This is a genomic window from Streptomyces sp. CBMA152 (assembly GCF_014596475.1).
Lineage (GTDB): Bacteria > Actinomycetota > Actinomycetes > Streptomycetales > Streptomycetaceae > Streptomyces.
Map to the genome: position 1 here is coordinate 255,065 of NZ_MECJ01000009.1, position 25,340 is coordinate 280,404.

The following is a 25,340-nucleotide window of genomic DNA, read 5'->3' on the forward strand; positions in this document are numbered from 1 at the left end:
GTGCGGAGTCCAACGGCACCACGAATGCAGGGAGAACACCATGGACTTCGTCTCGCTCCGGATCATCACCGGCGACATCGCGCGACTCGTCGCGTTCTACGAGAAGGCCACCGGGGTGCAGGCGACCTGGTCCACCGAGGACTTCGCCGAACTCAAGACCCCCAGCGCCACCCTCGCCATCGGCAGCACCCGCACGGTGCCGCTGTTCGCGCCGGGGTCCGCTCGCCCGGCCGACAACCACAGCGTGATCATCGAGTTCCTCGTCGACGACGTGGACCGCGTACACGAGAACCTGACCGGCTTCGTCGCCGACTTCGTCAACGAACCCACCACGATGCCCTGGGGCAACCGATCGCTGCTGTTCCGCGACCCCGACGGCAACCTCGTCAACTTCTTCACCCCCGTCACCCCGGCGGCAGCGCACGCAGTGGTCCCGCCCGACGCGCCCCAGCGGGCCGCGTCGGCACCCCGCCGCACCAGATGAGCGGCAAGCTCAAACGTCAGACCAGGAACGGCTGTTGCGGCCAGCGGTACACCGGGCACGGGCTCCACCAGTGGCAGTCGCCGAACTGCAAGGTCAGGGACTCCGCGGCCAGGTCGTCAAGGATTCCGGCCGGGACGCCACGGGCTGTGGGGTCCTCTCGCAGCGTGTCCACGGCGGCGAGGTACTCGGCCTCGTCGATGATGATCCGGTTCAGGACCCCCGACCGGTGGTCCCGGATTTCCAGGAAGCCCGGGCCTTTGCGGTAATGGCACTTGCCGAGGAAGAAACCCCGTGCCCACTCCGCCCGCAGGTCCGCGGCACCCTCGGGGCCGTCGATCTCCCGGGGCGGATAGAGATGGCCGAGGTGCATCCCGGCCGCCGGCACATCGGTCAGGCGTACACGCCAGTCGACCACCATGCCCCATGCGGTCAGTTCACGAAGGAGGTCGAGGATCCGCACCACGGTGTGCGGATCGGCGTCGGACGACACATCGGCCACGGTGATCAGCTCCACCCTGCGGGCACCGGAGGCGTAGAACTCGCGCGCCGCCGCAGCCGTGTCCGTGGTGACCGCCGCGGTACCCAGGTGTATCCCCGGCAACCGGAGCACCTCGTCCCGGTAGTCGCGCCAAAGGCTCAGGGTGAGGGGGGATGCAGTCGCTCTCATCGTGCCGCCACCGGGATTTGCTCGTCCGCGGCCTCGGTGGCGATGAGGAAGTTCCGTGTCATGTCGGGTGCGGCTTCCCCGATCCGGGTGAGTTCCGCGTTGGTGGCGAGGGGGGCGACGTGCACGAAACGGTCCGCGTCCTCGAAGAGGATCCCCAACGCGCGCCAGTCCGCGAGCAGTTGGCTCACCCGCGACTCCGGTACGGGTGAGCCGAACCGGGCGGTGAGCCGCCGCGTCAGCGTGTGCACGCTGCGTGGCTCCTCCAGCAGCCGGAAGGCGGCCACCTCGATCGGCTCGTCAAGTGTCAGCGTCGACCAGTCGAACCCATGACGGCGACTCACCAGGACGATCTTGTGGCCGAGGTCGTGATGCGTCAGCATGCTGGTCCGGTGCAGCTCACGCCACCGCGCGACGGACTGTTCCAGTTGCTCGGCCAGAGCCGAGTCGATCCCGGCGGGCGGGGCGTCGAAGACGTAGGCAAGGTCGTACAGCTCCTGCTCCGGAAGATCGTAGATCCGCGCGTAGTGCGGGGCAGGTTTCAAGTCGGTGAAGCCGAGCTCCGGCCGGTCGAAATAGGGACTGAACCTCTCGATGGCGATACGGGTCACCCCCTCGGGCGGGGCGAGGTGGTGCAGGGCGGGCAGCTGGCCCATCACCGAGGTGTAGTTGTCGTCGCTCTCTTCGGGGAAGCCGTACAGGTAGTTCCACACCGTCCACAGTCCTGCGGACTGGGCGTCGCGCAGATGCCGCACGTTCTGGCAGCCGGTCACGCCCTTGTTCATCTGCTGCAGCACGCGCGTGCTGAGGCTTTCGATGCCGGGCTGGACGTGCACGAGCCCGGCATCGGCGAGGGTACGCAGCTCGCGGTAGCGCAGGTTGGACTTGATCTCGTAGTGGAACCGGAAGTCGCTTCCGGTGTCGATCAGTGCCGGGAGCAGGTGCCGGACGAACCCCATGTCGAGAATGTTGTCCACCACCACGACGTCCAGCACGTGATGCCGTCGCGCGAGCGAGGTGATCTCGTGGAGGAAGTCCACCGGCTCCTTGCTGCGGAACGCCATCGACGAGCCGTTCAGACCGCAGAAGGTGCAGTGGTGCTTCTCGCCCCACCAGCAGCCGCGCGACCCTTCGAGCACGAGTTTCGGCTCGATGTGGCAACGCGCGGACGAGTGCTCGACCCGGGTGAAGTAGGCGTCGTAGTCCGGACTTCTCCAGTGGCGCGGCGGCAGCGGAGCCGCGGACATGTCGTTCGCCACCCGGGTGCCGTCCTCGGCGGTCCAGCACAGTCCCGGCACGGCTGCCGCGTCCCCGTGTCCGCGCAGGACGTCGAGCAGGGCCGGGAACGCCCGCTCGGCCTCGCCGCGGACGACGTAGTCGAGATACGGGAAGTTCCGGTGCAGGGCCGCTCCTTGCGGGCCGTCGCAGTTGGCGCCGCCGAGGACGACGACGGTCTGCGGCGCGAGTCGCTTGATCTGTCGCGCCGCGGCCAGTGCGGCGGTGCTCTGCTGGAACGTGGTCGTGAAGCCGACCAGTTCACAGCCGGTCTCCACGATGCGGGTGGCCAGCTCGTCGATGAACCTGGGTGCCGACTCGTGCAGCCGGATGCTCGTCTCGCGCAGCCGCTCGTCGAGACCGCTCGCCATGTCCTTGCGGAACTCGGTCATGCGCCACGCCGGATCGCCGTAGAGGGCACTGGAGAAGACCCAGTCGCCGTAGCCGTCGAAATAGGCGCGGGTGGCGAAGAAGTCGTAGTCCTCGGCGGTGAGGCCGCTCTCGCGGGCGGCCCAGTCGTAGTAGTCCAGGTTCGCGCAGAGCGTTTCGACCTCGGCGCCGTGCTCACGCGCGATCCCGTGCAGGATGCCGAGGCCGAGTGAGGGCGTGTCCAGCGCAGCCCACGGCATGTTCACCAGCGTCGCACGCACGGCGCCCGCTCCTTCCGACGGAGATCTCAACGCTGTTCGCTGCTCTTGGTCTTGGGACTCCCGATACCGACGACGGGCGAGTTGCCGTTCTTGGACCTGGTCCGAGGGTCGACCAGGATCGTGGTCTTCTTCATGATCGGCACGTTCCGTTCTGGGTCGTTGGGATGGCACGCGAAAGCTAGCCGGGCAGGCTACCTATTTCCTTCCGGTGTCATTCCACCTGGTCACCGACTCGACCGGGGCCGCAAGACCGGGTGGCAGGCGGTGGCCCAGGTACTGCACGAGGCTCCTCGCGTACCGGCGCGCGGTGTCCGCTCGCTCCTCGGCGCCCATCGCGCTCAGGGCGTCGGCGAGCAGCTCGGCGGTGGACAGCAGGAGGTGGTGCACCGGCTCCGCGCTCATGATGCTGATCGCCTCGCCGAGCCGGGACACGGCACGGTCGGCATGGCCGTCGGCGAGTTCCAACGCCGCACAGACGTAGAGCATTTCGCCGGTGCCGAACCCCAGCTGCATCTCCTGCAGCAGCCTGCTGCCCTCCTCCACGAAGCGCCGGGCCGCGGGATCATTGAGTGCGAGCAGGATCAGCCCGAGCGTCAGATGACTGAAGGCTTCGTACGGGCGATCCCCCAGCTCGTGGAAGACCGCGAGTGCGGACTCGGCGGACCTGCGTGCCTCCTCGACCTCCTGGCGATGGCGCAGCACCACCGCCAGGTAGCGCAGGGCAAGCGCCTCCTCACGTCGGCTGTGCAGTCCACGGCCGAGCGCGACGGCGTCGCGCAGGGCCTCCGCGGCCGCTGCCCAATCGGCCTGCGCATAGTGGATCGTGCCGAGTTCCCGTGTTCCCTGGGCTTCGGCGACGCGGTTGGAACCGGCTCGGGCGAGTTCGAGCGCTTCGGAGACCCGTACCAGCGCGGCACCGTGCTCGCCTGCCGCTCGCAGCGCGGCCGCCTCGACAACGGCGGCCTCGGCTTCGATGGCCTTGTGGCCGAGATCTTGGAGCAGACCACGGGCCCGCACCGCCATGTCCAGGCCGGTCACCGGATCGTTCTGGAGGATGCGCAGGGGGGCCAGCCGCAGCAGCATCACACCGACACCGACCGTGTCGCCCGCGCGCCGGCAGGCCGCGAGGGCGACACTGTGGGACTCCTCCCAGTCGCCGTAGCGATGCCGCAGATCGAGGAAGTCGGTCAGGCCGTCGGCGAGGGCCCAGGCGACCTGGCTCAGCCGCAGGTCGTGTGCCTGCCGGATCGCGATCATGAGGGACGCCCGCTCTGCTTCCCACCAGGCCAGGGGCGAGGCGAGTATCAGGTCCACGTCGGCGGAGTGGAAGCCGTCGTAGCGGTCCGGGCCCACGAAGGACAGCGGTGACCAGCCGCGAAAGCGCGCTCCGCGAAAGCGCTCCGCGGCCTCGGTTGCCAGCGTGAGCCAGGTGCTCAGTGCCCGGACCAGCGCCATCAGGCGCTGCGGCTCGGGGTGTTCGCTCTCCGCCCGCTCTCTCGCGTACAGCCGGACGAGGTCGTGGTAGCGGTAGCGGGTCTGGCCCGTGGCGTCGCAGTGGGCGATGTCGAGCAGCTGCGCGTTGACGAGTTCCTCGATGATGTCCTCGGCCTCGTCGAGCGAGACGTCGAGGAGCGGAGCGACGACCCACGCCGCGAAGTCGGCCACCTCCAGCAGGCCCAGCAGGCAGAAGGCCCGCTGTTCTCGCGGGTGCAGGCCCTGGTAGCCGATCGCGAGGCTGGCCCGGACCTCCAGATCGCCGGCGACCAGGACGTCCAGCCGTCTGCGTTCGTCCGTGAGCCGCCGGGCGAACCACGCCAGATCTCCGCGCGCGTGCAGGGCGAAGCGTGCCGCGGCGATCCGTACCGCGAGCGGCAGGTGGCCGCACAGCCGCGCGACCTCCAGGGTGGTGACGTGATCGCTGCCCAGCAGGTGGGCACCGGCGGTGCGTTCGAGCAGCTCCACGGACTCCTGCGAGCCGAAGACATCGAGCGCCAGGTGATGGGCGGACTCAAGCCCGGCCAGGCGCGGCCTGCTGGTGATGAGCACCGCACACCCCGGCGAGCTCGGCAGCAGAGGGCGTACCTGCGCCTCGTCGACGGCGTCGTCGAGAAGGATCAGCAGGCGGCGTCCGGTGCTGCGGCTGCGGAACAGCTGCGCACATTCGTCGATGTCGTCCGGGATCAGCCAGTCGTCGACTCCCAGGGCGCGCAGGAAGCGTTTGAGGACGACGAGCGGGGCCACCGGTTGCGCTTCGGGACCCCGCAGACGGACGTAGAGCTGGCCGTCCGGGAAGGCATCGCTGACCCGGCGAGCGGCGTGGACGGCCAAGGTCGTCTTGCCCACCCCGCCCTTTCCGGAGACCCCCACCAGGGCGGGTGCGTCCTCGTGGGCCGCCGTGAGCAGGGCGCAGATCCGCTGGGTCTGTACGAGGCGACCGGTGAAATCGGCGATGGTGGGCGGCAGTTGGGCCGGTGCGGGACGCAGGCGCGTTCCCTCGCCTCCGCGTGACTCCAGCCCCGGGTCTCCGGCCAGGATCGACTCGTGCAGGCGCTGCAGTTCCGGTCCGGGGTCGATACCGAGTTCCTCGGCGAGCAGCACACGGCCGTCGTGATACGTGGCCAGCGCCTCGGCCACTCGGCCGGACCGGTACAGGGCCGTCATCAGATGGCCGCGCAGCTGCTCGCGCAGAGGATGGTCGGCGACGAGGGAGCGGAGCTCACCGACGAGTTCGCTGTGCCGCCCGAGGGACAGATCGGTCTCGATCAGGTCGAGCACGGCGCCGATGCGCCGCTCCGCCAAGGCGGGTGCCTCCATGTCGATCAGATACTCGGTGCCGTCCGCGAGGGGTTCTCCTCGCCACAGCGCGAGCGCGGTCCGGAACGACTCGGCGGCCTCCGGACACCGATCGGCCTCCAGCGCCGCGCGCGCGGCGCAGACATCGTGGTCGAAGGCCTGCAGATCGAGCCGGTTCTCCCCCAGATGCAGCTGGTACCCGCCTCCGAAACGGACGATGACGTCGGGGCCGAGCTCGGCGCGCAGTTGGGATACGCACTTGTGCACCTGCGTGGCGGCGGTCGCCGGCGGGGCTTCCCCCCACAACACGCTGACCAGCCGCTCGGTCGGCACGACCTGGTCCACGCGGAGCAGCAGGGCGGCCAGCACGGATCGCGTCTTGCGGCCGTTGAGTCGGACGGTGCGTCCGTCCCGCCATGCCTCGATGGGGCCGAGCACACGGAAATCCAGCATGGCTCTCCCCGGTCGTGTGGTCAGCAGGCAACGGTGTGAGAGATGCCATCCGCCCCCCGGCCAACGGCGCGTCAGCCTATCCAGATGATCGTGTCCTCCTCAAGACCTGCGGTCCGCCGGTACCGGTCGCCGGGAAGAGTTCCGGAAGATTCCCGGAAGCCCACTCCGCAACAGTGAAGCCGTCAAAAGGCACCGGCAGAACGACGGCGATACCGCCACGCCGCGTGAGCGATCACCTCGGCCGGAACCGGTTCCCCTGTGCGAGCGGCACCCCGGCCCCCACGACCGGCCCCTCCCACAGCCGCCCATCCCCACGCCCCACCAACCAACCTGACAGCGCCCTGAGGGGAATCACATGACTGTCGAGATCCTGGAAACACCGAGACGGACGTCGATCCTGGACCCCCTGCGGCTCCAGCTCGACGAGCTCAAGGCCAAGCGGCTCTACCGGGACTTCCTCCCCGTCGCCCACCAGGCGGCCCAGCCCGGCCACACCTGGCACCACGACCGCCTGGTGCAGGTCTGGTGCAGCAACGACTACCTGGGCCTGAGCCAGCACCCGGATGCCATCGCGGCGCAGCAGGCCTCGGTCGCACGGCACGGCACCGGCACCGGCGGGTCGCGCAACATCGCCGGCACCAGCGTGGCGCACGTCGAGCTCGAACACCGGCTGGCCCAGTGGCACGGCAAGGAACGCGCCCTCATCTTCTCCAGCGGCTACGTGGCCAACTTCGAGTCGCTCAGCACCCTGATCGCCGCCACACCCGGCATGGTGGTCTTCTCGGACGCGCTCAACCACCGCTCGCTGATCGAGGGCATCGTCCGCTCCGGCGCGGCCAAGCAGGTGTTCGCGCACAACGACCTGGACGACCTGCGCGCACGCCTGGCCGCTACCCCCGCCCACCTGCCGAAACTCATCGTGTTCGAGTCCGTGTACTCCATGGACGGCGACACCTCGCCGCTGTCGGACATCCTCGATCTCGCCGAGCGCTTCCAGGCGCTGACCTGGCTCGACGAGACGCACGCGATCGGCGTACGAGGCGTCACCGGCGCCGGCCTCAGCGAGGAGCTCGGCGACCGCCGCGCCACCTTCGTACAAGGGGTCTTCGGCAAGTCGCTCGGCACCGTGGGCGGATACGTGGCCGGCCCCGACGTGGCCCTGGACTATGTGCGCTCGCAGGCGCCGGGGTTCATCTTCACCACGGCACTGCCGCAGGCCTCGATGGACGCCACCCTCTGCACGCTGGACCTCGTCCAGAAAGGCACCGAGCTCCGTGCCGCGCTGGCCGACAACACCGCCCTCATGAAGGCCGAACTACGGGCCCGCGGCATCGAGTTCCTCGACGCCGACAGCCACCTCGTGCCGGTGATGGTGCGCGGCGCCGAGCGGGTCCGCGACGTGGCCGCCATGCTCCTGGACCACCACGACATCTACGTCCAGCCGATCAACTACCCCTCGGTGGCCGCCGGCAGCGAGCGCTACCGCGTGACGGTGGCCCCGTTCCGCACGCCGGAACAGATCGCGCACTTCGCCGCATCGCTGCACCACTGCCTGCAGGCCCTTTAACCCCGACCTTGATACCGGAGGAATCGTGATGACCAAGAAGCCGTGCAACCCGTTCGTCGGCGTGGAGTACACCGGTGTGGACTACGACGACCTGCAGGACCCCACCCTGTGGGCCGAGTTGGTCGACTCGCTGCACGCGCACGACGTGGTCGTGGTCCGCTCCATCGACCTGACGCCGCATCAGCAGATCGAGCTGGCCCGGCGGCTGGGCTCTCCCGTGCCGTTCGTGATCAGCAAGTACCGGCACCCGGAGTTCGAGGAGATCATGATCTCCTCGAACGAGCAGAAGGACGGCAAGCCGGTCGGCGTGGCCCGGGTCGGCAACTTCTGGCACCAGGACTCCACGTTCGTGGCCGACCCCGCGCCGTTCACCATGCTGCACGGCGTCAACGTGCCGTCCACCAGCGGGCACACCCAGTTCGCCAGCGCGGTGGACGTGTACGAGCGCCTCTCCGAGGAGTGGAGGGTCCGGCTGGCCGACAGGACCGGCAACCACACCGTGAGCAAGCGGCTGCGCATACGTCCGGAGCACGTGGGTCTGTCCGCGGCCGAGTTCCGGGCCCAGGCCGAGCACGAGCACCCCCCGGTCCAGCACCCGGTGATCTGCAAGGACGAGCAGACCGGCCGCGCGTACGTCTACGGCAGCCGGGAGTACATGGACGGCGTCGAGGGCTTCGACCCCAACGAGAACGAGGCCTTCTTCTCGATGCTGGACGAGCTGATCACGGACGAGAGCCACGTCTACACCCACCAGTGGACCCCGAACGACCTGGTCATCTGGAAGACCCGCACGACCTACCACATCGCCACCGAGGTCGAACCGGGCGTGGGGCGCACCGTGCACCGGGTCAGCATCGAGGCGGCGGACAGCGACGCGGCGCCGGTCGAAGAGCGGGTGCAGTGAGCGCCATCGCGGACCTCGCCGTCCGGTATCCGCAGGGGCGGGTCGACGTACAGAGCCTGCACGCCGCCTCCGGGGTGCCGGTGGACGACATCCTGGCCGTCACCCACGTCGCGGAGTTCCCCGCGCTGGGCAAGGACGAGACCGCGTGGGAGCTGACGCGGGACGCGGCCCGTGAGGTCCTGGACCGGACCGGAGTGGCACCGGAGCGGATCGACGTGGTGATCTACGCCGGTTCGGGCCAGTGGGACCGTCCGTTCTGGTCGCCGGCGGCCAAGGTCGCGCACGCTCTGGGCATCGAGCGGGCGCACTGCTTCGAGGTCGGCAACTTCTGCAACGCGGCCGCCGCCGCGCTGCGGATCGCTGGCGACCGGCTCGACGCGCAGGGCTCGGGGTACGCCCTGGTCCTGGTCGGCGACCGGCTGAGCCGTCTGGTCGACCACTCCGACGCCGCCAGCGTGGACCTGTTCAACTTCGGCGACGCGGCGGCCGCGGTCCTTCTGACCGCCGGAGCGGGGGCCTTCACCCTGGCGCACTCCGCCCTGCACACCGACGGCGGCTGGGCCGACTACTACCACGGAGAGCACCGCGGCGACGGTGTCGTGATCCGCCGCGAGCCCCACCGGCGCGGCCTGGCGGACGCCTACGTCGAGAACTTCACGATGCTCGTCGACCAGACCCTGCGGGCGCTGGGAGCCAAGCTCGACGATGTCGCCCATCTGCTGATCAACCACGGCGACCGGAACATGCACCAGCGGCTGCTGGCCACCCTCGGCCTGCCCGAGGGGAAATCGGTGTTCGCCTACGACCGGCTGGGCCACATGGGCGGGGCGGACACCCTCATCGCCCTGCGGGAGCTGGTCGACGCCGGGCGGGTGCGGCACGGCGACCTGATCCTGCTGGCCACCAGTGCGATGGGGTTCAGCTGGGGGATCACGGCCCTGGAGTGTCGCTCGTGAAGATCCTGGTGATGCATCAGGTCCCGTATCGCAAGATCGGCTACCACCTGGCGATCGACCACGAGGCGCACGACATCGCGTACTTCGGGACCGCCGCCTCGATCGCGGAGATCCCACAGCAGTTGCGGTGCCGGCGCGTGGTGCTGGATGGCCCGGACGGGCTGGCCGAGCAGATCATCGCCCGTACGAGCCGCGAGGACGGCTGGGAACAGGTGCTGGCCCTCTCGGAGTTCGGGATCCTGGAGGCCGCAGCGGTCCGTGAGCACCTGGGCCTGCCCGGCCCCGGTCGCGCGGACCTGGAGCTGATCCGCGACAAGGTCGCCATGAAGCAGGCGCTGGTCGAAGCCGGCGTGCGCCACCCGCGGTTCGCGGCGACGCCCCCTGCGTCAGGACCGCTGCCGTGGTCGGGCCGCACAGTCGTCAAGCCGCGGTTGGGTGCCTCCAGCGACGGAGTCACCGTCCATGCCACGGCCGAGGACGCCGTCGCCCACTACCGCGCTCTGCCCGATCCGCAGGCCTATCAGCTGGAGGAGTACATCGACGGTGAACTGCTGCACGCGGACGGGCTGGTGGCCGTCGGCCAGGTGATGGACCTGGTGGTCAGCCGGTACGTCGGCAAGCCCGTCGACTTCGCCGCCGGCGCCCCCATCGCCACCGGGCAGCTACCGGCCGACCCGCGTCATGTGGCCTTCACCGAGCACGTGGTCCAAGCGCTCCGGATCGAGGCCGGGTGCATCCATCTGGAGTTCTTCGAGACGGCGGCCGGGGAGCTGGTGTTCCTGGAGGTGGCGAACCGGCTCGGCGGCGGCGGCATCGTCACCGCCCACCTGCGGCGCACCGGAGTCCATCTGGCCCACCACGAGATCGCGATACGGCTCGGCCTGCCGCGGCCGGACCGACTGGCACCCAGCGGGCACTACCACGGCTTCGCGATCTTCCCCGGACACCGGCTGGATCCCTCCCGGCCCTGGCGGACCGACGTGCCCCAGCGCCTGAGCGACCACCCGGCGCTGGACCGGCTGCATCTGCTCGAAGACCCCGCGATCACCTCCGACGGCGAATCCGGCCGGACCACGTACCAGGAATGGCAGGTCCCCGCCTTCGTCGAGGCCTCGCATCCCGATCCCGTCGAACTCGCCCGCTTCCTCGACGACTGCACCCGCTCGATCCGCGTGACCCAGCCCGAGCCCGTTCCCTCTCCAGGAGGTCCCCCGTCGTGACCGCCATGACCACCCCGATCCGCTCGGCGGCCCAGGCGCAGACCGCCGACACCACCCCCCACTACCCGACCGATCTGCTCCTGGCCGTCGCGCACGTCGAGCAGACGCTGGCACGTGAGCCCGGTTCGCCGGCGGCCCGGGCGCTCGCCGACGCCGGCGTCGACTTCCTGTTCCGCACGGAAGAGCTCACTGAAGGGCTGGACGAACTCTTCGGCGGCGTGTGCCAGTACCCGTGGCAGCCGCTGACGGACAGCAACGACGTGATCGCCTTCTCGCCGCTCGGCACGGTCGTCCTCGACGACGCCGCACCGGACACCACCGAGAAGCCCCTGCGCGGGCTGCTGCTGGCCTGGGCTGCCGGAAACGACGTCATCGTGCGCACCGCACGGCCCAACTGGTGGCGGACGCTCGACAACCTGATGCGGGCTCCCGGATTCCCGCTTCCCGCCCTGCTGACCGTCGAGCCGGGCGCGCCCTGCCCGGGAGCCCACCACATCGACGTCCCACCGCTGCCGCCGGTACGCGGCCAACTGCGGGACGCCGCCCTCGATGCCCGGCGCTTCCGGCTCGACTGCACGTCCGGCTGGGCCCAGTCACTGTCCCGGCGCGAGTACCTCCCGGGCACCGCACTGGCCCAGGCCCGGGCCACGGACAGCGCCTGGCAGGACGCCCGCATCGCGGCGCGCCTGCGCTATCTCGTCGAGCGCGCGCGGCGCACCTCGTACTACCGGGGGCTCTCCCTGCCACAGGTGGCGGACCGATCCGACCTGCAACACCTGCCGATCCTGGAGAAGTCGGCCTTGGAGCGGCACTCCCTGCCAGCCGGGCGCGAGCTGTGCAGCGGCGACCGGCCCAGCGGCGAGGTGCTCCGCAGCGGCGCCACCAGCGGCGACCCGCGCTACATCGTCTTCTCGCGCGCCGACTGGACCAACATGGTCCGCGAGGCGATCCCCGTGCTGTACGCGCTGGGCCTGCGGCCGGGCGACAGGGTCATCAACACCCTGTTCGGCGGGGAGCTCTACGGCGGGATGGTGACCAGCCAGAACGAACTGTCCCGCATGCCGCTGGAGACGTACACCGTCGGCGGCGTCGCGACCGCGGACCACGTGCTGATGCTGGTGCGCAGCTTCGAGGCGAACGTCGTCCTGGGCATGCCCGCACTGCTCCTGCCGGTGCTGCGCAATGCCAAGGCCGCCTGCCCGGACCTGCGGATCGAGAAGGTGCTCTACGGCGGCAGCCCGATGATGGAGTCGGACAAGCAGTGGCTCCGCGACGAGCTGGGGACCCGGATCGTGGCCAGCGTCCTGGCCGCCAACGACGGCGCGCAGCTGGGCTATCAGTGCTCCGAGATGAGCGGGACACGCCACCATGTGTGCGACGACTACAACCTGCTGGAGGTGGTCGACGAACAAGGACGGCCGCTGCCCGACGGCGAGTTCGGCGAGCTGCTGGTGACCAGCATGCAGAAGTTCGAAGGACCGCTCATCCGCTATCGGATCGGCGACGTCGGCCGTATCTACGAGCACAGCTGCGGCTGCGGCCTGACCGGCCGGGTGCTCGACTATCTGGGCCGTTCCGACGGGCTGATCAAGGCCCGCAGCCAGACCATGCTGTACGCGGACGTCGTGGCCGAACTGGCCCCGTTCGGCGTCTCCCAGGTGCAGATCGAGGTCGCCTCCCACGACCGGGTGGAATCCGTCGTGATCCGGACCGAGTCCTCCCGTCCGCTGGATCCCGAGGCGCTGCGGGCACACCTGGAGTCGACGTTCGAACTCCTCGGCACGCGGCAGGAGTTCGAGTCCGATGAGGTGCTGTTCCGCTTCGTCGTGGAGTGCCACGGCGAAGGCGAGCTGCCGCGCCACCCGGTCAGCGGCAAGGTCCGCACCGTGATCGACCGGAGGCTGGAGCCGTGATGCCGACGGAACCGACAGCCGCGCTGCTCAACGCGGAACTCGCCAGGCCGGACAGCCCGTTGCGGGCGATCGACCTCCAGCGCCATCCCGACCTCACCGACCTGGGGTGCCGGTTCCTCGAACGGCCGCTGGTCTATCCCGAATCCCAGATGCGCGCCTTCGAAGCCGATCTGCTCGCGGCGGTCGAGCTGCTCGTGGCGCTGCCGACGCGGCTGTTCGACGGCGATGTCGAGCGGACCTGCGGGGCGCTGGGCCTGTCCGCGCGCAAGGCCGAGCTGATCGGGGCCTTCGAGAAGCAGAGCCCGCCGCGCTTCGGCCGTATCGACGCCTATCACGACGGCGAGGCGCTGCGGATCCTGGAGTTCAACGCCGGCGGGTCCGTCGGCGGCCAGGAATGGGTGGGGCCGCTGGCGGCGGCGTTCTGGGCCGAGTCCGCGTTCCGCGAGTTCGGCACAGCACACGGCCTGCACTACCTGGACCAGACGAAACTGCTGGCCCGTGCGCTGCGGGAGGCGGCCGCGCCCCTCTGCTCGGGCCGCGAGCCGGTCGTCGCCATGGTCGAAGGGGCGGGCGGCCTCGGCCTGTACGGCGACGAAGCGTGGTACCCGTTGCAGCGCCTGCTCCGGGCCGAAGGACTCGACTGCCGGATCGGAGAGCTCCGTGAACTGGACGTGAGCGCGTCCGGGGTGCGTTTCCAGGGCAGCCGGGTGGACCTGGTGTACCGGCTGTTCGACCTGGACCAGGTCGCCGACGCCCCTGATACGTGGCTGATCACGGCCCGGTTGCAGGACGCGCACCGATCCGGACAGGTGGTGCTGTGGGCTCCGCTGGAGTGCGATCTGCACGACAACAAGCGGTTCCTGGCGTACCTGTCGGACCCCCGGTTGCGCGGGCACATGTCGCAGGACGAACGGGCACTGATCGACCGGGTGCTTCCGTGGACCCGGGCCCTGATACCGGGTGCGGCAGGACTCGACAAGGTGATCGCGGACTGCCGCGAGCGCCGCGAACACCTGATCCTCAAGCCCGACGGCGGATTCGGCGGCCAGGGCATCACCTGTGGGTGGCTGGTCTCGGATCAGCGGTGGGCCGACGCGCTGCGGCGCGGCGCCCTCGACGGCGCGGTGGTCCAGGAACGGGTTGTCCCGCGCGAGGAACCGGTGGTGGACCTCGCGACCGGACGCACCGAGCCCTGGGACGCCTGCCTGGGCCTGTACTGGATGCCGAGCGGTCTGGGTGGCGGCGGAGCGCGGCTCGTGCGTTCGGGTGCGCCGGCCACGTCCGCCGACCGGCAGCTGGCCGCCGTCTACCTGTACCCGGACCAGCCCGCCGAGAAAATGCTCGTCCGCGTCGGGGAGGAATGAGCGGTGCGCAAAGCCTTCGCGCCCTATCGCGGGCTCCTGGCGACCCCCGGCGCGCGCACCCTGTTCGCCGTCGCGCTGCTCGCGCGCCTGCCGGTGACCGCGGCGTCGATGACACTCGCCCTGCACGTCGTCCTGGACATGCACAAGGGATACGGCGCGGCGGGGCTCGCGGACCTCATGATGACGATCGGCGGAGCCGCGGGCGCGCCCCTGCTGGGCCGGATGCTGGACCGGCACGGCGTACGCCCGGTGGTGCTGCTCACCGGCACGGTCGAGGCCGCCTTCTGGGTCGGCGCACCCCATCTCGGCTATCCGGGACTGCTGGCGGCCGCCATGGTGTGCGGGTTCCTGGGACTCCCGGTGTTCACGGCCATCCGCCGTGCGATCGCCGTACGCATCCCCGCCGATCAGCAGCGGCAGGCGTTCGCCCTCGACGCGATCCTCGTCGAGCTGGTGTTCATGGTCGGCCCGGCCTCCGCCGTCGCGGCCATCACCGCGTTCCACGGCGCGACCGTGACGATGACCGCGATCGGTCTGCTCAACATCGGGGCCGCGGTCCTGCTCACCCGACTCACCGCACCCGACGGGGCGCCGGCCAACGACGACGCTGACGAGGAACCGGCCGACGCAGCACCCCTGGCACCGGGCGAGCGCAGTGTCTGGCTCCGCCCCGGCCTCCTGCTGGTCCTGGGCGTCAGCCTGGCGGCCAACCTTGTCCTGGCCGGCAGCGAGGTCTCGATCATCGCCGTCCTGCGCGGGATCGACGCCACCGAATGGGCGGGGATCTGCGTCCTGGTCTGGTGCGCGAGCTCGCTCATCGGCGGTTTCTGGCACGGCGCCACCTCCCGGCCCTGGCGGCTGCCGAGGCTGATGCTCGTCATGGGCATCGCCATCGCCCCCGCCGGGTTCATCGGCCACGCGGGATGGATCTGGCTGGCGCTGGCCCTGCTCCCCTCGGGCTTCGTGTGCGCACCGACCCTCGCCTCGGCCTCCGAGGAGGTCACCCATGCGGTGCCGCCTTCGGCGCTCGGTCAGGCCTCGGGCTTGCAGGGCTCGGCGATGACCATCGGCGGAGCGATCGGCGCGCCCTTGGCCGGAACCGTCATCGACCATTCCGCACCGGCGTGGGGCTTCGCGGTCACCGGCATGACCGGTGCGGCCCTGGCAGCCCTGACGATCGCCTACCAACACCTCGCCACACCGGTTCCGGCCCGGGCGGCGACCGATGAGGCCGACGCCCCGACACCGGCCTGATCGCCGCCGGGCGAGGGCGCGGCCCCTATCCCCCTGCGGCGAGGCGTTGCCACGCCAGCGGCACCGCCACCATCAACGCGCGCCAACTCCCGCACCACGCACCCGACTTGACACACCTTTCGAGCGGAAGGCTCTCATGCGCATCGGCACAGTCCGCAGGACCCTGACGAAGGCGGGTATCGCGGCGGCCATCGCCGTCACCACCGTCGCGGCAGCCGCGAACCCCGGCGGCGCCGCCGTCAGCACGTCGGCCAGCCATTCCCACCGCTCCGAGGCACTCACAGCAGCGGACGCCAAGCACGGCGGAACGGTCCGCATCGCGCAACGGCCGAACGACAGCCCGAACGTGATCTGGCCGTTCATGGACGCCAACCAGATCACCTCGATCAACATCGGGGAGTTCCAGCAGTTCTTCTTCCGGCCGCTCTACTTCGCCGGACGCAATGACAAGATCGCAATCGACGACGACCTGTCGCCCGCCCGGGCCCCGGTCTGGAGCACCGACGGCAAGACCGTCAGCATCCGGCTCAAGAACTGGAAGTGGAGCAACGGCGACCCGGTCACCGGGCAAGACGTCCAGTTCTGGATCAACATGGCCAAGGCCGAGAAGGACCACGACGGCTACTACACGCCACCGATGACCATCGCGGGGACCACGACGAACTACTTCCCGGACAACGTGGTGTCCACGTCGGCCGCGAAGCACAGCATCTCGATCACCTTCGACCGGCAGTACAACCGGACGTGGGTGTTGCAGAACGTCCTGACCACGATCACTCCGATGCCCTCCGCGTGGGACGTGACCGGCCCCGACGGCACAAGGGGCAAGTGCGCGTCGGACGCGTTCGACGCTCCGACGCTCAAGGCCGACTGCGACCCGGTCTTCCGGTACCTGAGCGCGGCATCGGTCGACAAGAAGACCTTCGCGACCAACCCGCTCTGGCAGATCTCGGACGGCCCCTGGAAACTCAAGTCCTACGACGCGGATTCCGGCGCCTACTCCATCGTCCGCAACAAGGCATACTCCGGCGTCCACAAGCCGTACCTGGACGAGGTCGACTTCGTCGCGTACACGGACGCCGACACCGAATACGCGGATCTGCGGGCCGGAGCATCGAGCCCGAACGCCCTGCAGATCGGCATCCTGCCCAAGGCGCATGCGGCGCAGTTCAACAAGAACGACCCACAGGCGGGCAATCCGTTGGCCCGGCAGGGCTACCACATCGCACCGGTGACCTATCTGGACTCGATCACCTACTACCAGATCAACTTCCAGAGCAGCCAACACGGCAAGCTGTTCCGACAGCCCTACTTCACGAAGGCCCTCCAGGACTCGTACGACCAACAAGGCGCCATCGACGGCCCCCTCAAGGGCTGGGGGTACCCGACGACGGGCGCCGTGCCGTCGATCCCGACGGGGAACCCGCTGTCGCCCAACGCCCAGCAGCACCAGATCAAGTTCGCCCCGGCCGAGGCCAGGAGCCTGATGGCAGCGAACGGCTGGGACCTCAGCACCACCCCGGCCGTGTGCAGGAACCCGGGGACGGGAGCGGGACAGTGCGGGGCCGACATCGCCGCCGACGACAAGGCGGAGTTCACCCTGGACTACCAGTCCGGCAACGCCGATCTGCCGGCGATCATGGCCTCGTACAAGACGAGTCTCGCGCAGGCGGGGATCGCGGTGAACCTGGCCGAGAAGCCGGTGGACCACCTGCAGGGCGAAGCATCGCTGTGCGGTGCGACAAACCCGGCGGGCTGCACATGGGACGCGGTCCTGTACGGAGGCTGGGTCTACTCCCCTCAGCTCTACCCGACCGGCGACGCCCTGTTCGCCACTGGGGCCGGGGCGAACGTGTGGGGCTACTCGGATCCGCACCTGGACCAGCTGATCGCCAAGACGATCACCAGCAACGACATCCAGGACATGTACGCGTACGAGGACTACATCAACGACCATCTGCCGGTGATCTACAACGAGAACACCGTGGCGATCTACGAGGTGGCCGACGGGCTGCACATGCCGGTCCAGGACCCGTTCGAGGGCTATGAACCGGAGTTCTGGTACTACACGAAGTGATCGTGGAGGCGTTGTCACGTCGGCGGTGTGAGTCGACCCGAGCTTCCGAAGCCAGCAGCCAGGGCCGAGTGGATGCGCTGTGTACCTTCGAGCCTCCCCGCCGAGAGACCACTGCCAGGGCTGTGCATACTTACGGTCGACATTTTGCTCTTTGCGCAAAGGAACCATCCGTGCACGTTCGCACCCGCCGTCTCGCCCTCGCGACCCTGGCCGCCTCGTCGCTCCTGCTGCTGTCCGCCTGCAACGGGGGCTCCAACTCCGCCGACAAGGCCGACAAGAAGGGCAAGGCTGCGCCGTCGGCCCCGGCCGTCCCGGACTCCATCACCGCCGAGCAGGCACAGCAGGCCCTCGTCGGGCTGGGGGACCTGCCGGCCGGATGGAAGCTGGAGGCGAACACGGGCCTGGACAAGTCGCAGGGCGCGGAAGAGGACATGATGACAGGCGCCAAGGCGCTGTGCGCTCCGGTGACCGCTGTCCTCAACAGCGGTCGGCTGGGGACGGACTACAAGGCCAATGCCCAGGAGGTCTTCACCAAGAAGGGCGACCAGACCACCGTGGCGCAGGACGTCAGCGGCTACCCGCGCGCCCAGGCGGAGCGGGCGATGGCAGGGCTGCGAGCAGCCATTGAGCAGTGCGGAACCTTTACCGCACAGCAGGGCGGCCACAAGGCCACGGTGACGGTCAAGAAGACTGCCGAGCAGCCCAAGTACGCCGACGAGTCCATCCGCTACACCGTCAAGATCGTCCAGGGCGACATGCAGATGGACTTCGACATGGGTACGGTCCGCAGCCACGGTGCGATCACGACGGTGCTGAACAACTACCCGGACCATGGCGACCGTGGACTGGAGGCGTTCACCAAGGCTCTGTCCAAGGCCGCTGGGAAGCTGGTCGCCGCAGCGGCGAAGACTGCCTGATCCGGACTCCGGCCGGTTCGGCATTATTTGGACGTCTTTCGGCGGCTCCGATCTCGGCAACCCCAGTGGTACTGCGGAGCCCCGGTGGTCCGCCCGACCGCTCTCGGCGGGGCGGACCACCCGGGTCAGTGGATGCTGGCGCTCCTGATGGTCAGGACGTGCCGAGCGGGTTGAGCACGGCGAACCGCCAGCAGCCGTCGGCGTCTCGGCACGCGACGTTGGCCGTGGTGCCGGTCGAAACGACGCGCTCGCCGTCGGGGGCAGTGACTTCGAGGGTCCAGTCGGTGACGAGCAGAGCGGACTCGGCGCCGAGCAGAGCGTGCCGGAAGATGTTGGTGAGCCGTCCACGGGCGGCGACCGTCCCACTGATCTCCTGACGCAGCGCCAGGTGGCCGACGATGACCTCGCCGGTCACTGTACGCATGGTGGCCCCCGGCGCGAACAAGGCCAGTACACCCCCGACGTCACCACGGTTGAGGGCGTCCTCGAACGCGACGGGCAGCTGTGCGGGATCGGCAATAGCGGATTTCACAGTGGTTGGTCCTTCCTGGGATCAGGGCAGTGATGTCCGCGTGCGCGGCGGGCCCTGGGGCCGGCGGCGCGCGGCGCTGCCTCCACGATCCGTGTCCGGGGGCTCCCACAGCGAGGTAGGGTCGGGACCTGCCATGGTTGAAGTTGGACAACGCGACGTCATCGACATCGCCTACCGCAATCCTGACCTCCCCCGGCTGGGAATCGAGGTCCTGACATTTGACGCCCTGCGCCGCCGTCTGAGGAGGACGGTGGCCCGCACCACGAGCCGGCCGGACTTCCACCAACTGCTTCTCGTACGGGGCGGCACGGGAACCGCGATGGTCGATTTCGTCCCCCGGCCCTGCGCACCGCGCACGCTGCTGCACGTGCGGCCCGGGCAGGTACAGCGGTTCCCGGCCGACGCGACGGGCCGCCTCGCCGAACTGGATGCCGTGCTGGTGCTCTTCACCGCCGCGTTCTTGCCACCCCTGCCGCTGGCCACGCCCCTTCTCGACGGCTTCGGCCCGGCCCACTGGACACTGTCCCCGGGCGACTACGAAGCCCTCGACCGGACCCTGACCGAGATCGCGGCCGAATACCACGCAGCGGGGAGCCACCAGGAGGACCTGGACGCCGACCTCACCGTTCAACTGCTGCGCCAGCTCCTCGGCACGCTGCTGCTGCGCGTGGCCCGGTTACCGCACCCGGACCGCGCCACCTTCCCGCCCACGGGCGGCGAGGTCTTCCGCGCCTTCCGATACGAGCTGGAGCGCTCGTTCGCCACCATCCGCTCCGTGCAGAGCTACGCCACCCGGATCGGCTACTCACCACGCACCCTGACCCGCGCGTGCCAGACCGCCACCGGCCGCACCGCCAAGCAACTCATCGACGCCCGCGTCGTCTTGGAGGCGCAACGCCTGCTGGTGCACACCGACCTGCCTGTCGCCGCGATCGGCCGGACGCTCGGCTTCTCCGAGCCCACCAACTTCGGCAAATTCCTCGCCCGCGAGACCGGCCACACCCCCGGCGGCTTCCGCACACGCCAGCGCTAGTCAGGAGAGGGAATGTTGGTCCGTGTCGAGAAGCTGCCGCAGAGTCCTCGGCCGCTGAAGGTCCGGGTTCACACGCCCGTCGGAACCGCCGTGGCGTCCTGGCGTGGTGATCCGGAGAAGGCAGACGGCTGCCATCACATCGAGTGGAGCGTGGACGAGAACCTTCTCTGGGGCCACAACACACAGTTGGCTGCCCGTGCCGAGCCAGGACTCTGGCAGGAGCACGATCAGCTGGTCCTGCGCGGCCGGCTTGCCCTGACCGAGGACGGCATGGCGATCCTGGAAATGGGCGACGCACAGATCCTGTTCGACTTCTCTGCGCCTCCCCCTGAGTGCAGCCACGGCACCTGGGTGGAGATCCGTATCGAAGCAGACAACGTCGCCCTCTGGCCCTGCCAGATCTGACATCACAAGATCGCCAGCTGGTGGCCGGGCCCTCGCCGACCTGCTCGGCCGCTGATGTCGCCGACCGCACCCGCCGACTGAAGCCCAAGACACCGTCGGCGACCGACCGGCAGGCTGCGGCGACTGCACCCAACCAGCCACCGCTGCCGATGGGTTGATCAGTTGAGAGGGTGCGGCGACAGGACGGTCAGCCACAGCAGGACGACGGTGGCGACCCCCATCAGCGGGGTGAGTATCTCGGTCTCCAGCTTGTTGCCGCTCCGCTTGATCAAGACGATCTCGTACCGGGTCTTGAGCGGCCACAGCCACGGGGCGCCGCGCTTGGTGATGGAGTCGCCGAGCAGATGGGCCACACAGCCCAGGCCGATGGCGTACGGCAGCCAGCCGGGCGCGGAGGGAATGAACTTGGCGATGGCCGCGGTCCCCAGAGCGGCCAGGGCGACGATGGTGCCCCAGGCGTGGAACCCGTGCCCGGGCGGGCAGAGGTTGAGCGCCCGCACGGCGAGGGCCAGCAGGAAGAAGGTCATGACGAGGGTGAACGGCCGCCCCAGATAGGCGATTCCGGCCCAGCTGCCCAGCACCATGAAGGCGACGAAGAACAGCGAGTGCGTGGCGTGGCGGTGCCCGCCGGAGACCCAGGCGACGAACCGGCAGAGCAGCCGGGAGACCGGGCCGAGGAAGTTGGCTATCGTCCCGTCATGGTGATCGAGATCGGGCAGCAGCGCCGCACCGGCGCACAGCACCGTTCCCATCAGGATCTCCTGGGGCGCCAGATGCGTGTGGAGCATCAGCGGCGGCAGATAGGGTGCGGCGCCCGCAAAGAGCAGCGCGCCGCTGACGGCATGCGAATGACCCATCATGGTGTGGTTGTTCTCCCCCGATTCGGCGCCACGGGTGCAGCGCACGCCCTGTGTCTGTGTGTCAGAGATTGGTGAGTCGTTCGCCTTCGCGGTCCTCAAGTATGTGGTCCACACACACCGCAAGGATGATCAGCATGGTCGCGTCCCGTTCGCTCATCACGTCGACCGCATAGGCGTCGCGGATGGTGAACCAGCGGCGCGAGACATGCGCCAAAGTAGTGCCGTGGTGCTGGATGTCGAACTCGCGGTCCCAGAGGTTGCCCACGACGCGCAGCCTGCGACCGTCCCCCAGGCGGACCTTGAAGCGGTCGCCGAAGATCCGCAGCGTCCGCTTGCTGATCAAGCCCACCGTCTCGCCGTCCTGTTTGATCAGGATGGTGTGGTGCAGCGTGAAGACCTTTTTGACGATGCTGGCAACGTGGTTGCCCCGGGTGTCCACGAAGTCGAAGGTCGTCCGCAGCCGGAACAGCTTGCGGTCGACCTTGAACAGCTTCTCCCGGTGCTCGGTCTCCACCCACGCTTCCTCATGGAAGGCGAGCATGCGGTCGCGTACCAGGTAGCGCATGGGATACCTCCGTCCAGATCGCTCAGGCACCCGGGCTCCGGGCGCCAACGACTCGGGCCCGCCCGATCAGCGAAGCCCCACCCGGCATATTAGTTGCTCACTTGCGCAACTCATGACCATGGGTCATACGCGCATCGCTGCGCGGCTTGATGGATCGCACCAGCGCGCTCCAAGACGCGCACCGTGCGGCGACGTGACCGGGAACGAAGCGGGGCTCAGCCCCGGGCCGGCACCATCACCTTGTCGGTGACGGCGTAACGACCGTCGGTCCAGTACGGCGCCGCACCAGGCGAGGTCTCCTTGTCCTGGCCCGTACGGGCATCCAGGACCACCAGACCGTTCTGCTCCGTCCGGCCGTAGACCATCCCGTGCCGGGCACCGGTCACGTTGGGAGCCACCCGCCCCGAACTGTCCGGCAGGGCCCACAGCGCCTTCCCGGTGTGTGGGTCCATACCGAAGGCTTCCGAGCCACTGCTCGCGCAGACCACGACAGACTGCTGGTCGTACTGGCACCAACCGGTGCATACCGTGGCCCGACGGGACCTTGAAGCTCAGTTCTTCGCCGGAGGCGGGCACGATGGCGGTGACGTTGCCGAAGGGCTTTCCCTTCAGCCCCTGGAGCAGGAGCAGTTCGGGCCCGGCAGCCACAGCCGTCGCGGAGTCCGTCGCCTTCGACCACGCCGTGGAGCCGTCCCCTACGGCCCGCGCCTGAAGACTCTCGGGCGACCAGGAGCCCGACGACTTCAGGCCGATGACCCGACCGGCGGCGACCTCCACTGGCTTGAGCTGCGGATCCCCCCAGACCGCCTTGCCCATGGCGAGGTCGATCGCCACAACACCCACCTTGTCCCTCTCGTTCACACTCACCACAGCAGTCGTCCGGTCGACGCCGATGATGGCGGTCTTGAACGACGACTGTGCGGCGTCCGTGAATTCCTCGGGCAGGTCCACCACATGCCGCCAAGCCAACCGGACAGCGTCCGCGTCGGCAGCCACGACCTCGATCGCGCTGTGGGCGGGCGTGGTCCCCGTTCCCCCTCAGCGTGACATGCGGGAGGCCTCCGCCTGGACCCTACCTACGCTGCTGCCAGCGGTGGGGAGTTGGCAGACCACGTCATGCGGTCCTGGCCTGTCGCCTGGTCAAGCCGATGGATGGTGCCGCCGCCGCAACTGTGCGGGAATCGCCAGGCAGACGAGCGTCATCTTCTGTCCGATCGCGGACCGCATCGGCCCGGGGCGCGCGTACGAATCACTCCGAGGACTCGGCCACCGGCGGGAGTTGAGATGCGCGGGCGGTGGTTCGGCGACTGGTTCGGTAGTGGCCCGGGGTCGTTCCGATGATGTTGGTGAACGCTGCGATGAAGCTGCTGGGGTTGGCCCAACCGCAGGCGTAGGCGGTTTGCGTGATGTCGTGGCCGTCGGCGAGGAGTACGAGCGCGTGGTAGATGCGTAGTTGCGTGCGCCACTCATAGAAGGTCATGCCGAGTTCGTTGCGGATCAGTCGACTGAGGGTGCGTGTGCTCGCTCCGATCGTCTTCCCGAGTTCGGCCAGGGTGGCGTTGTCCGCCGGCGTCTCGTGCAGCATCCGCGCGATGGCTTGCAGTCGGTCGTCCTGTGGCTCCGGCAGGTGCAATGGCTGCTCGTGTGCATCGCGGAGTTCATCGACGAGGACGCGAAGGAGGCGAGAGCGCGCGGAGCGGCTGTAACCAGGCACGGCGTCCCCGTAGTTGCGGGGGCCGGTCAGGGCGAGCAGGACCTCACGGGCGAGGTCGGAGGCCAGGAACACGGCGGGATGGTCCGGTATGAGCCGGGCGAGGGATGGTGCGAGAAAGACGATCCGCATATCGGTGTCGCCGTGGGCGTGGTGGTAATGCGTGAACCCGGCGGGCGTCCAGGCGACCCGGTTGGCGGGAGCGATCGACGTGCCGCGCTCGGTGTGAACTGCCAAGACACCGCTGGCTGCATACACCAGGTGTCCCCGTGCGTGCGACTGCACCGCGCTGGTTTCGCCGGACGGCCAGAGGTGGCGCCCGCCTGACGGCCACACATGTGACGTCACACCGGCGGTCGGGGAAGGTTGGCGGCGAACAGGCATCAGTTGGCATTCTAGCGGTAGCAAGCCACACCTTGATCTGGTGACACTTTCCTCCATGCGGAGTGGTCTTCCGTCGCGCAAGGCGCCCGACCGCACCACTCGCCATCGAGGCGGCGTGCCTCGATGCCGCGACTTGAGAGAAGGAGAAACACATGGCGACGTTCGTCCTCGTGCCCGGTGCCTGGAAGGGCTCCTGGGCCTTTGAGGCAGTGGTTCCGCTGCTGGAGCGTGCCGGTCACACCGTGCACGCCCTGACCCTGACCGGTCTGCGGCCGGACGACGACCACGCGACGGTGGCGAGCTCCAACCTCGACACGCACGCCGACGACGTATTGCGACTCCTCGATCGCACCCACACCACCAGCGCGACGCTGGTCGGCCACAGCTACGCCGGGATGGTGATCGCCGCCGCCGCTGATCGCGCCGACGGCCGGATCTCGCGACTGGTGCATCTCGACGCCTTTGTACCGCTCGATGGCGAGTCGTGGTGGTCGTCAGCGAACGGGTATTTCCGGGAACTGGTCGCTGCCGGCGCTGGGGCCACCGGCTACGCCGTCCGGCCGCCGGACGGCGGCGATCCCCGCCGCCGCCCCCATCCCCTCGCCTCGTTCCTGCAGACGATACGGCTCACAGGCACCCTCGCCCAGGTCCCCCGTCGGGAGTTCATCTACTGCTCGGGATGGGAAGACCGGACACCGTTCGCTGACCTGCGCACCCGACTCCAAGCCGACCCCGAATGGCAGGTCCACGACCTCCCCACCGGCCACGACGCCATGAATGAGGCCCCGGAGGCGGTCGCCGCACTACTGCTCGGCGAGGGCCTCGCCGATGCGTCGACGCACAGACGGCAGGCCTGCCGTTAAGGGCCACACAAGGCCCGGACGGGCTCGGCTTCACCGGGCTCAGAAGTTGCTGGGCGGCAGCGGAAGAGGCAGCCCGGGCAGGCCGTCGATGCTCTGCGCGATGTGGTCCTTCTTGGCGAAGTACGCGCTCAACGAGGCGTCGTCCTCGCGCGAGAAGCGCTTGCCGTGCAGGTCGCGGTCTTCGTCGTACGACATGAAGGGCACCCCGTATCCGCAGGAGTCACGGACGAGTTCGGCCGTCACCACGATGATCGCTCGAAGGCACACCGCATCACCGTGATCCGGCCGTTCTCCCGCAGGTGCGCAATCGCCTCGGCAGTACTGCCGGCGAAGTCGAGGTAGACGACCCGCTGCTCGTCGAGCACCGCGAAGGAGCCCTTGAGGCCCTTGGCAGAGAGGTTGACCGTGCCATCGCGGCCCAGCGGGGCGGTCGCGACGAAAAATACCGGCTGCTGCTCTATGAAAGTAAGCCTCCGGGGCAAGTGGTGGGCTCGGC

General features: G+C 69.1%; 22 protein-coding genes and 1 pseudogene. 14 read left to right on the top strand and 9 right to left on the bottom strand.

The features are described 5' to 3' along the window. The first annotated feature begins 40 nt into the window (after positions 1 to 40). Complete coding sequence (locus BG418_RS09000) at positions 41 to 484, top strand: VOC family protein (RefSeq protein WP_188273190.1); 444 nt, start codon at positions 41 to 43, stop codon at positions 482 to 484. A 16-nt stretch (positions 485 to 500) separates the two neighbouring features. Here BG418_RS09000 and BG418_RS09005 read toward each other — a convergent pair whose 3' ends face one another. The 3 genes from BG418_RS09005 to BG418_RS09015 all read right to left on the bottom strand — a co-directional run bounded on the left by BG418_RS09005 (position 501) and on the right by BG418_RS09015 (position 6,319). Beyond that, entirely contained in the window at positions 501 to 1,151 is a 651-nt protein-coding gene (locus tag BG418_RS09005) for a DUF5825 family protein (RefSeq protein WP_188273191.1), read from the bottom strand. Beyond that, positions 1,148 to 3,073 (bottom strand): RiPP maturation radical SAM C-methyltransferase, encoded by a 1,926-nt coding sequence (locus BG418_RS09010; RefSeq protein WP_188273192.1) that lies wholly within the window; start codon positions 3,071 to 3,073, stop codon positions 1,148 to 1,150. The genes BG418_RS09005 and BG418_RS09010 overlap by 4 nt, the downstream gene beginning before the upstream one ends. 195 nt (positions 3,074 to 3,268) lie before the next feature. Beyond that, the gene (locus BG418_RS09015; protein ID WP_188273193.1) at positions 3,269 to 6,319 is read right to left on the bottom strand and encodes an AfsR/SARP family transcriptional regulator; all 3,051 of its coding nucleotides are present in this window, start codon (positions 6,317 to 6,319) and stop codon (positions 3,269 to 3,271) included. A 355-nt stretch (positions 6,320 to 6,674) separates the two neighbouring features. Here BG418_RS09015 and hemA point away from each other — a divergent pair, with 355 nt between their 5' ends. From hemA to BG418_RS09060, 9 genes are all read left to right on the top strand, one after another. Beyond that, on the top strand, positions 6,675 to 7,886 hold the full coding sequence (gene hemA, locus BG418_RS09020; RefSeq protein WP_188273194.1) for a 5-aminolevulinate synthase: 1,212 nt from the start codon (positions 6,675 to 6,677) through the stop codon (positions 7,884 to 7,886). A 28-nt stretch (positions 7,887 to 7,914) separates the two neighbouring features. Next, positions 7,915 to 8,790, top strand: a complete 876-nt coding sequence (locus tag BG418_RS09025; protein WP_188273195.1) for a TauD/TfdA family dioxygenase — start codon at positions 7,915 to 7,917, stop codon at positions 8,788 to 8,790. After that, positions 8,787 to 9,746: a 3-oxoacyl-[acyl-carrier-protein] synthase III C-terminal domain-containing protein gene (locus tag BG418_RS09030; protein WP_188273196.1), complete on the top strand. Its 960-nt coding sequence runs from the start codon at positions 8,787 to 8,789 to the stop codon at positions 9,744 to 9,746. The genes BG418_RS09025 and BG418_RS09030 overlap by 4 nt, the downstream gene beginning before the upstream one ends. Continuing rightward, positions 9,743 to 10,966 (top strand): acetyl-CoA carboxylase biotin carboxylase subunit family protein, encoded by a 1,224-nt coding sequence (locus tag BG418_RS09035; RefSeq protein WP_188273197.1) that lies wholly within the window; start codon positions 9,743 to 9,745, stop codon positions 10,964 to 10,966. The genes BG418_RS09030 and BG418_RS09035 overlap by 4 nt, the downstream gene beginning before the upstream one ends. Before the next feature lie 5 nt (positions 10,967 to 10,971). After that, positions 10,972 to 12,879, top strand: coding sequence for a phenylacetate--CoA ligase family protein (locus BG418_RS09040; RefSeq protein ID WP_188273263.1), 1,908 nt, complete (start codon positions 10,972 to 10,974; stop codon positions 12,877 to 12,879). Continuing rightward, positions 12,879 to 14,243, top strand: coding sequence for a hypothetical protein (locus BG418_RS09045; RefSeq protein ID WP_188273198.1), 1,365 nt, complete (start codon positions 12,879 to 12,881; stop codon positions 14,241 to 14,243). Before BG418_RS09040 ends, BG418_RS09045 begins: the two co-directional genes overlap by 1 nt. A 3-nt stretch (positions 14,244 to 14,246) precedes the next feature. Then, positions 14,247 to 15,497, top strand: coding sequence for an MFS transporter (locus BG418_RS09050; RefSeq protein ID WP_188273199.1), 1,251 nt, complete (start codon positions 14,247 to 14,249; stop codon positions 15,495 to 15,497). A 136-nt stretch (positions 15,498 to 15,633) separates the two neighbouring features. Then, positions 15,634 to 17,574 carry an ABC transporter substrate-binding protein gene (locus BG418_RS09055; RefSeq protein WP_188273200.1) on the top strand — a complete coding sequence of 647 codons (1,941 nt, stop codon included), beginning with the start codon at positions 15,634 to 15,636 and terminating at the stop codon, positions 17,572 to 17,574. A gap of 170 nt (positions 17,575 to 17,744) precedes the next feature. Continuing rightward, positions 17,745 to 18,491: a hypothetical protein gene (locus tag BG418_RS09060; protein WP_188273201.1), complete on the top strand. Its 747-nt coding sequence runs from the start codon at positions 17,745 to 17,747 to the stop codon at positions 18,489 to 18,491. A 151-nt stretch (positions 18,492 to 18,642) separates the two neighbouring features. On the opposite strand, the gene BG418_RS09065 is transcribed toward BG418_RS09060, so the two are convergent. After that, the gene (locus BG418_RS09065) at positions 18,643 to 19,023 is read right to left on the bottom strand and encodes a nuclear transport factor 2 family protein (protein WP_188273202.1); all 381 of its coding nucleotides are present in this window, start codon (positions 19,021 to 19,023) and stop codon (positions 18,643 to 18,645) included. A gap of 133 nt (positions 19,024 to 19,156) precedes the next feature. Between BG418_RS09065 and BG418_RS09070 the strand changes: the two genes are divergently transcribed. Beyond that, positions 19,157 to 20,056, top strand: coding sequence for a helix-turn-helix transcriptional regulator (locus tag BG418_RS09070; protein WP_188273203.1), 900 nt, complete (start codon positions 19,157 to 19,159; stop codon positions 20,054 to 20,056). A gap of 12 nt (positions 20,057 to 20,068) precedes the next feature. Next, on the top strand, positions 20,069 to 20,461 hold the full coding sequence (locus BG418_RS09075) for a hypothetical protein (RefSeq protein WP_188273204.1): 393 nt from the start codon (positions 20,069 to 20,071) through the stop codon (positions 20,459 to 20,461). 158 nt (positions 20,462 to 20,619) lie between these two features. Here BG418_RS09075 and BG418_RS09080 read toward each other — a convergent pair whose 3' ends face one another. The 3 genes from BG418_RS09080 to BG418_RS09090 form a co-directional block, all read right to left on the bottom strand. Then, entirely contained in the window at positions 20,620 to 21,366 is a 747-nt protein-coding gene (locus tag BG418_RS09080; RefSeq protein WP_317453575.1) for a metal-dependent hydrolase, read from the bottom strand. 16 nt (positions 21,367 to 21,382) lie between these two features. Continuing rightward, positions 21,383 to 21,886 carry an LURP-one-related/scramblase family protein gene (locus BG418_RS09085; RefSeq protein ID WP_188273205.1) on the bottom strand — a complete coding sequence of 168 codons (504 nt, stop codon included), beginning with the start codon at positions 21,884 to 21,886 and terminating at the stop codon, positions 21,383 to 21,385. Between the two features lie 215 nt (positions 21,887 to 22,101). Beyond that, on the bottom strand, positions 22,102 to 22,338 hold the full coding sequence (locus BG418_RS09090) for a hypothetical protein (RefSeq protein WP_188273206.1): 237 nt from the start codon (positions 22,336 to 22,338) through the stop codon (positions 22,102 to 22,104). A gap of 92 nt (positions 22,339 to 22,430) precedes the next feature. On the opposite strand from BG418_RS09090, the gene BG418_RS39740 reads away from it, so the two are divergent. Continuing rightward, on the top strand, positions 22,431 to 22,598 hold the full coding sequence (locus BG418_RS39740; RefSeq protein WP_223184550.1) for a hypothetical protein: 168 nt from the start codon (positions 22,431 to 22,433) through the stop codon (positions 22,596 to 22,598). 537 nt (positions 22,599 to 23,135) lie between these two features. On the opposite strand, the gene BG418_RS09095 is transcribed toward BG418_RS39740, so the two are convergent. Then, positions 23,136 to 23,882, bottom strand: coding sequence for an AraC family transcriptional regulator (locus BG418_RS09095; protein WP_398998088.1), 747 nt, complete (start codon positions 23,880 to 23,882; stop codon positions 23,136 to 23,138). Positions 23,883 to 24,133: 251 nt separating this feature from the next. On the opposite strand from BG418_RS09095, the gene BG418_RS09100 reads away from it, so the two are divergent. Next, the gene (locus tag BG418_RS09100) at positions 24,134 to 24,844 is read left to right on the top strand and encodes an alpha/beta fold hydrolase (RefSeq protein ID WP_188273208.1); all 711 of its coding nucleotides are present in this window, start codon (positions 24,134 to 24,136) and stop codon (positions 24,842 to 24,844) included. A 39-nt stretch (positions 24,845 to 24,883) separates the two neighbouring features. Here BG418_RS09100 and BG418_RS09105 read toward each other — a convergent pair. Next, positions 24,884 to 25,326, bottom strand: a pseudogene (locus BG418_RS09105) (pyridoxamine 5'-phosphate oxidase family protein). Positions 25,327 to 25,340 lie beyond the last annotated feature (14 nt).

Bases quoted from the DNA above. Each gene is read 5' to 3' on its own strand.
- BG418_RS09085 (WP_188273205.1), bottom strand. From the start codon at position 21,886: ATGCGCTACCTGGTACGCGACCGCATGCTCGCCTTCCATGAGGAAGCG.
- BG418_RS09055 (WP_188273200.1), top strand. From the start codon at position 15,634: ATGCGCATCGGCACAGTCCGCAGGACCCTGACGAAGGCGGGTATCGCG.
- BG418_RS09025 (WP_188273195.1), top strand. From the start codon at position 7,915: ATGACCAAGAAGCCGTGCAACCCGTTCGTCGGCGTGGAGTACACCGGT.
- BG418_RS09075 (WP_188273204.1), top strand. From the start codon at position 20,069: ATGTTGGTCCGTGTCGAGAAGCTGCCGCAGAGTCCTCGGCCGCTGAAG.
- BG418_RS09040 (WP_188273263.1), top strand. From the start codon at position 10,972: ATGACCACCCCGATCCGCTCGGCGGCCCAGGCGCAGACCGCCGACACC.
- BG418_RS09045 (WP_188273198.1), top strand. From the start codon at position 12,879: ATGCCGACGGAACCGACAGCCGCGCTGCTCAACGCGGAACTCGCCAGG.
- BG418_RS09100 (WP_188273208.1), top strand. From the start codon at position 24,134: ATGGCGACGTTCGTCCTCGTGCCCGGTGCCTGGAAGGGCTCCTGGGCC.
- BG418_RS09015 (WP_188273193.1), bottom strand. From the start codon at position 6,319: ATGCTGGATTTCCGTGTGCTCGGCCCCATCGAGGCATGGCGGGACGGA.
- BG418_RS09070 (WP_188273203.1), top strand. From the start codon at position 19,157: ATGGTTGAAGTTGGACAACGCGACGTCATCGACATCGCCTACCGCAAT.
- hemA (WP_188273194.1), top strand. From the start codon at position 6,675: ATGACTGTCGAGATCCTGGAAACACCGAGACGGACGTCGATCCTGGAC.
- BG418_RS09000 (WP_188273190.1), top strand. From the start codon at position 41: ATGGACTTCGTCTCGCTCCGGATCATCACCGGCGACATCGCGCGACTC.
- BG418_RS09090 (WP_188273206.1), bottom strand. From the start codon at position 22,338: ATGGACCCACACACCGGGAAGGCGCTGTGGGCCCTGCCGGACAGTTCG.
- BG418_RS09005 (WP_188273191.1), bottom strand. From the start codon at position 1,151: ATGAGAGCGACTGCATCCCCCCTCACCCTGAGCCTTTGGCGCGACTAC.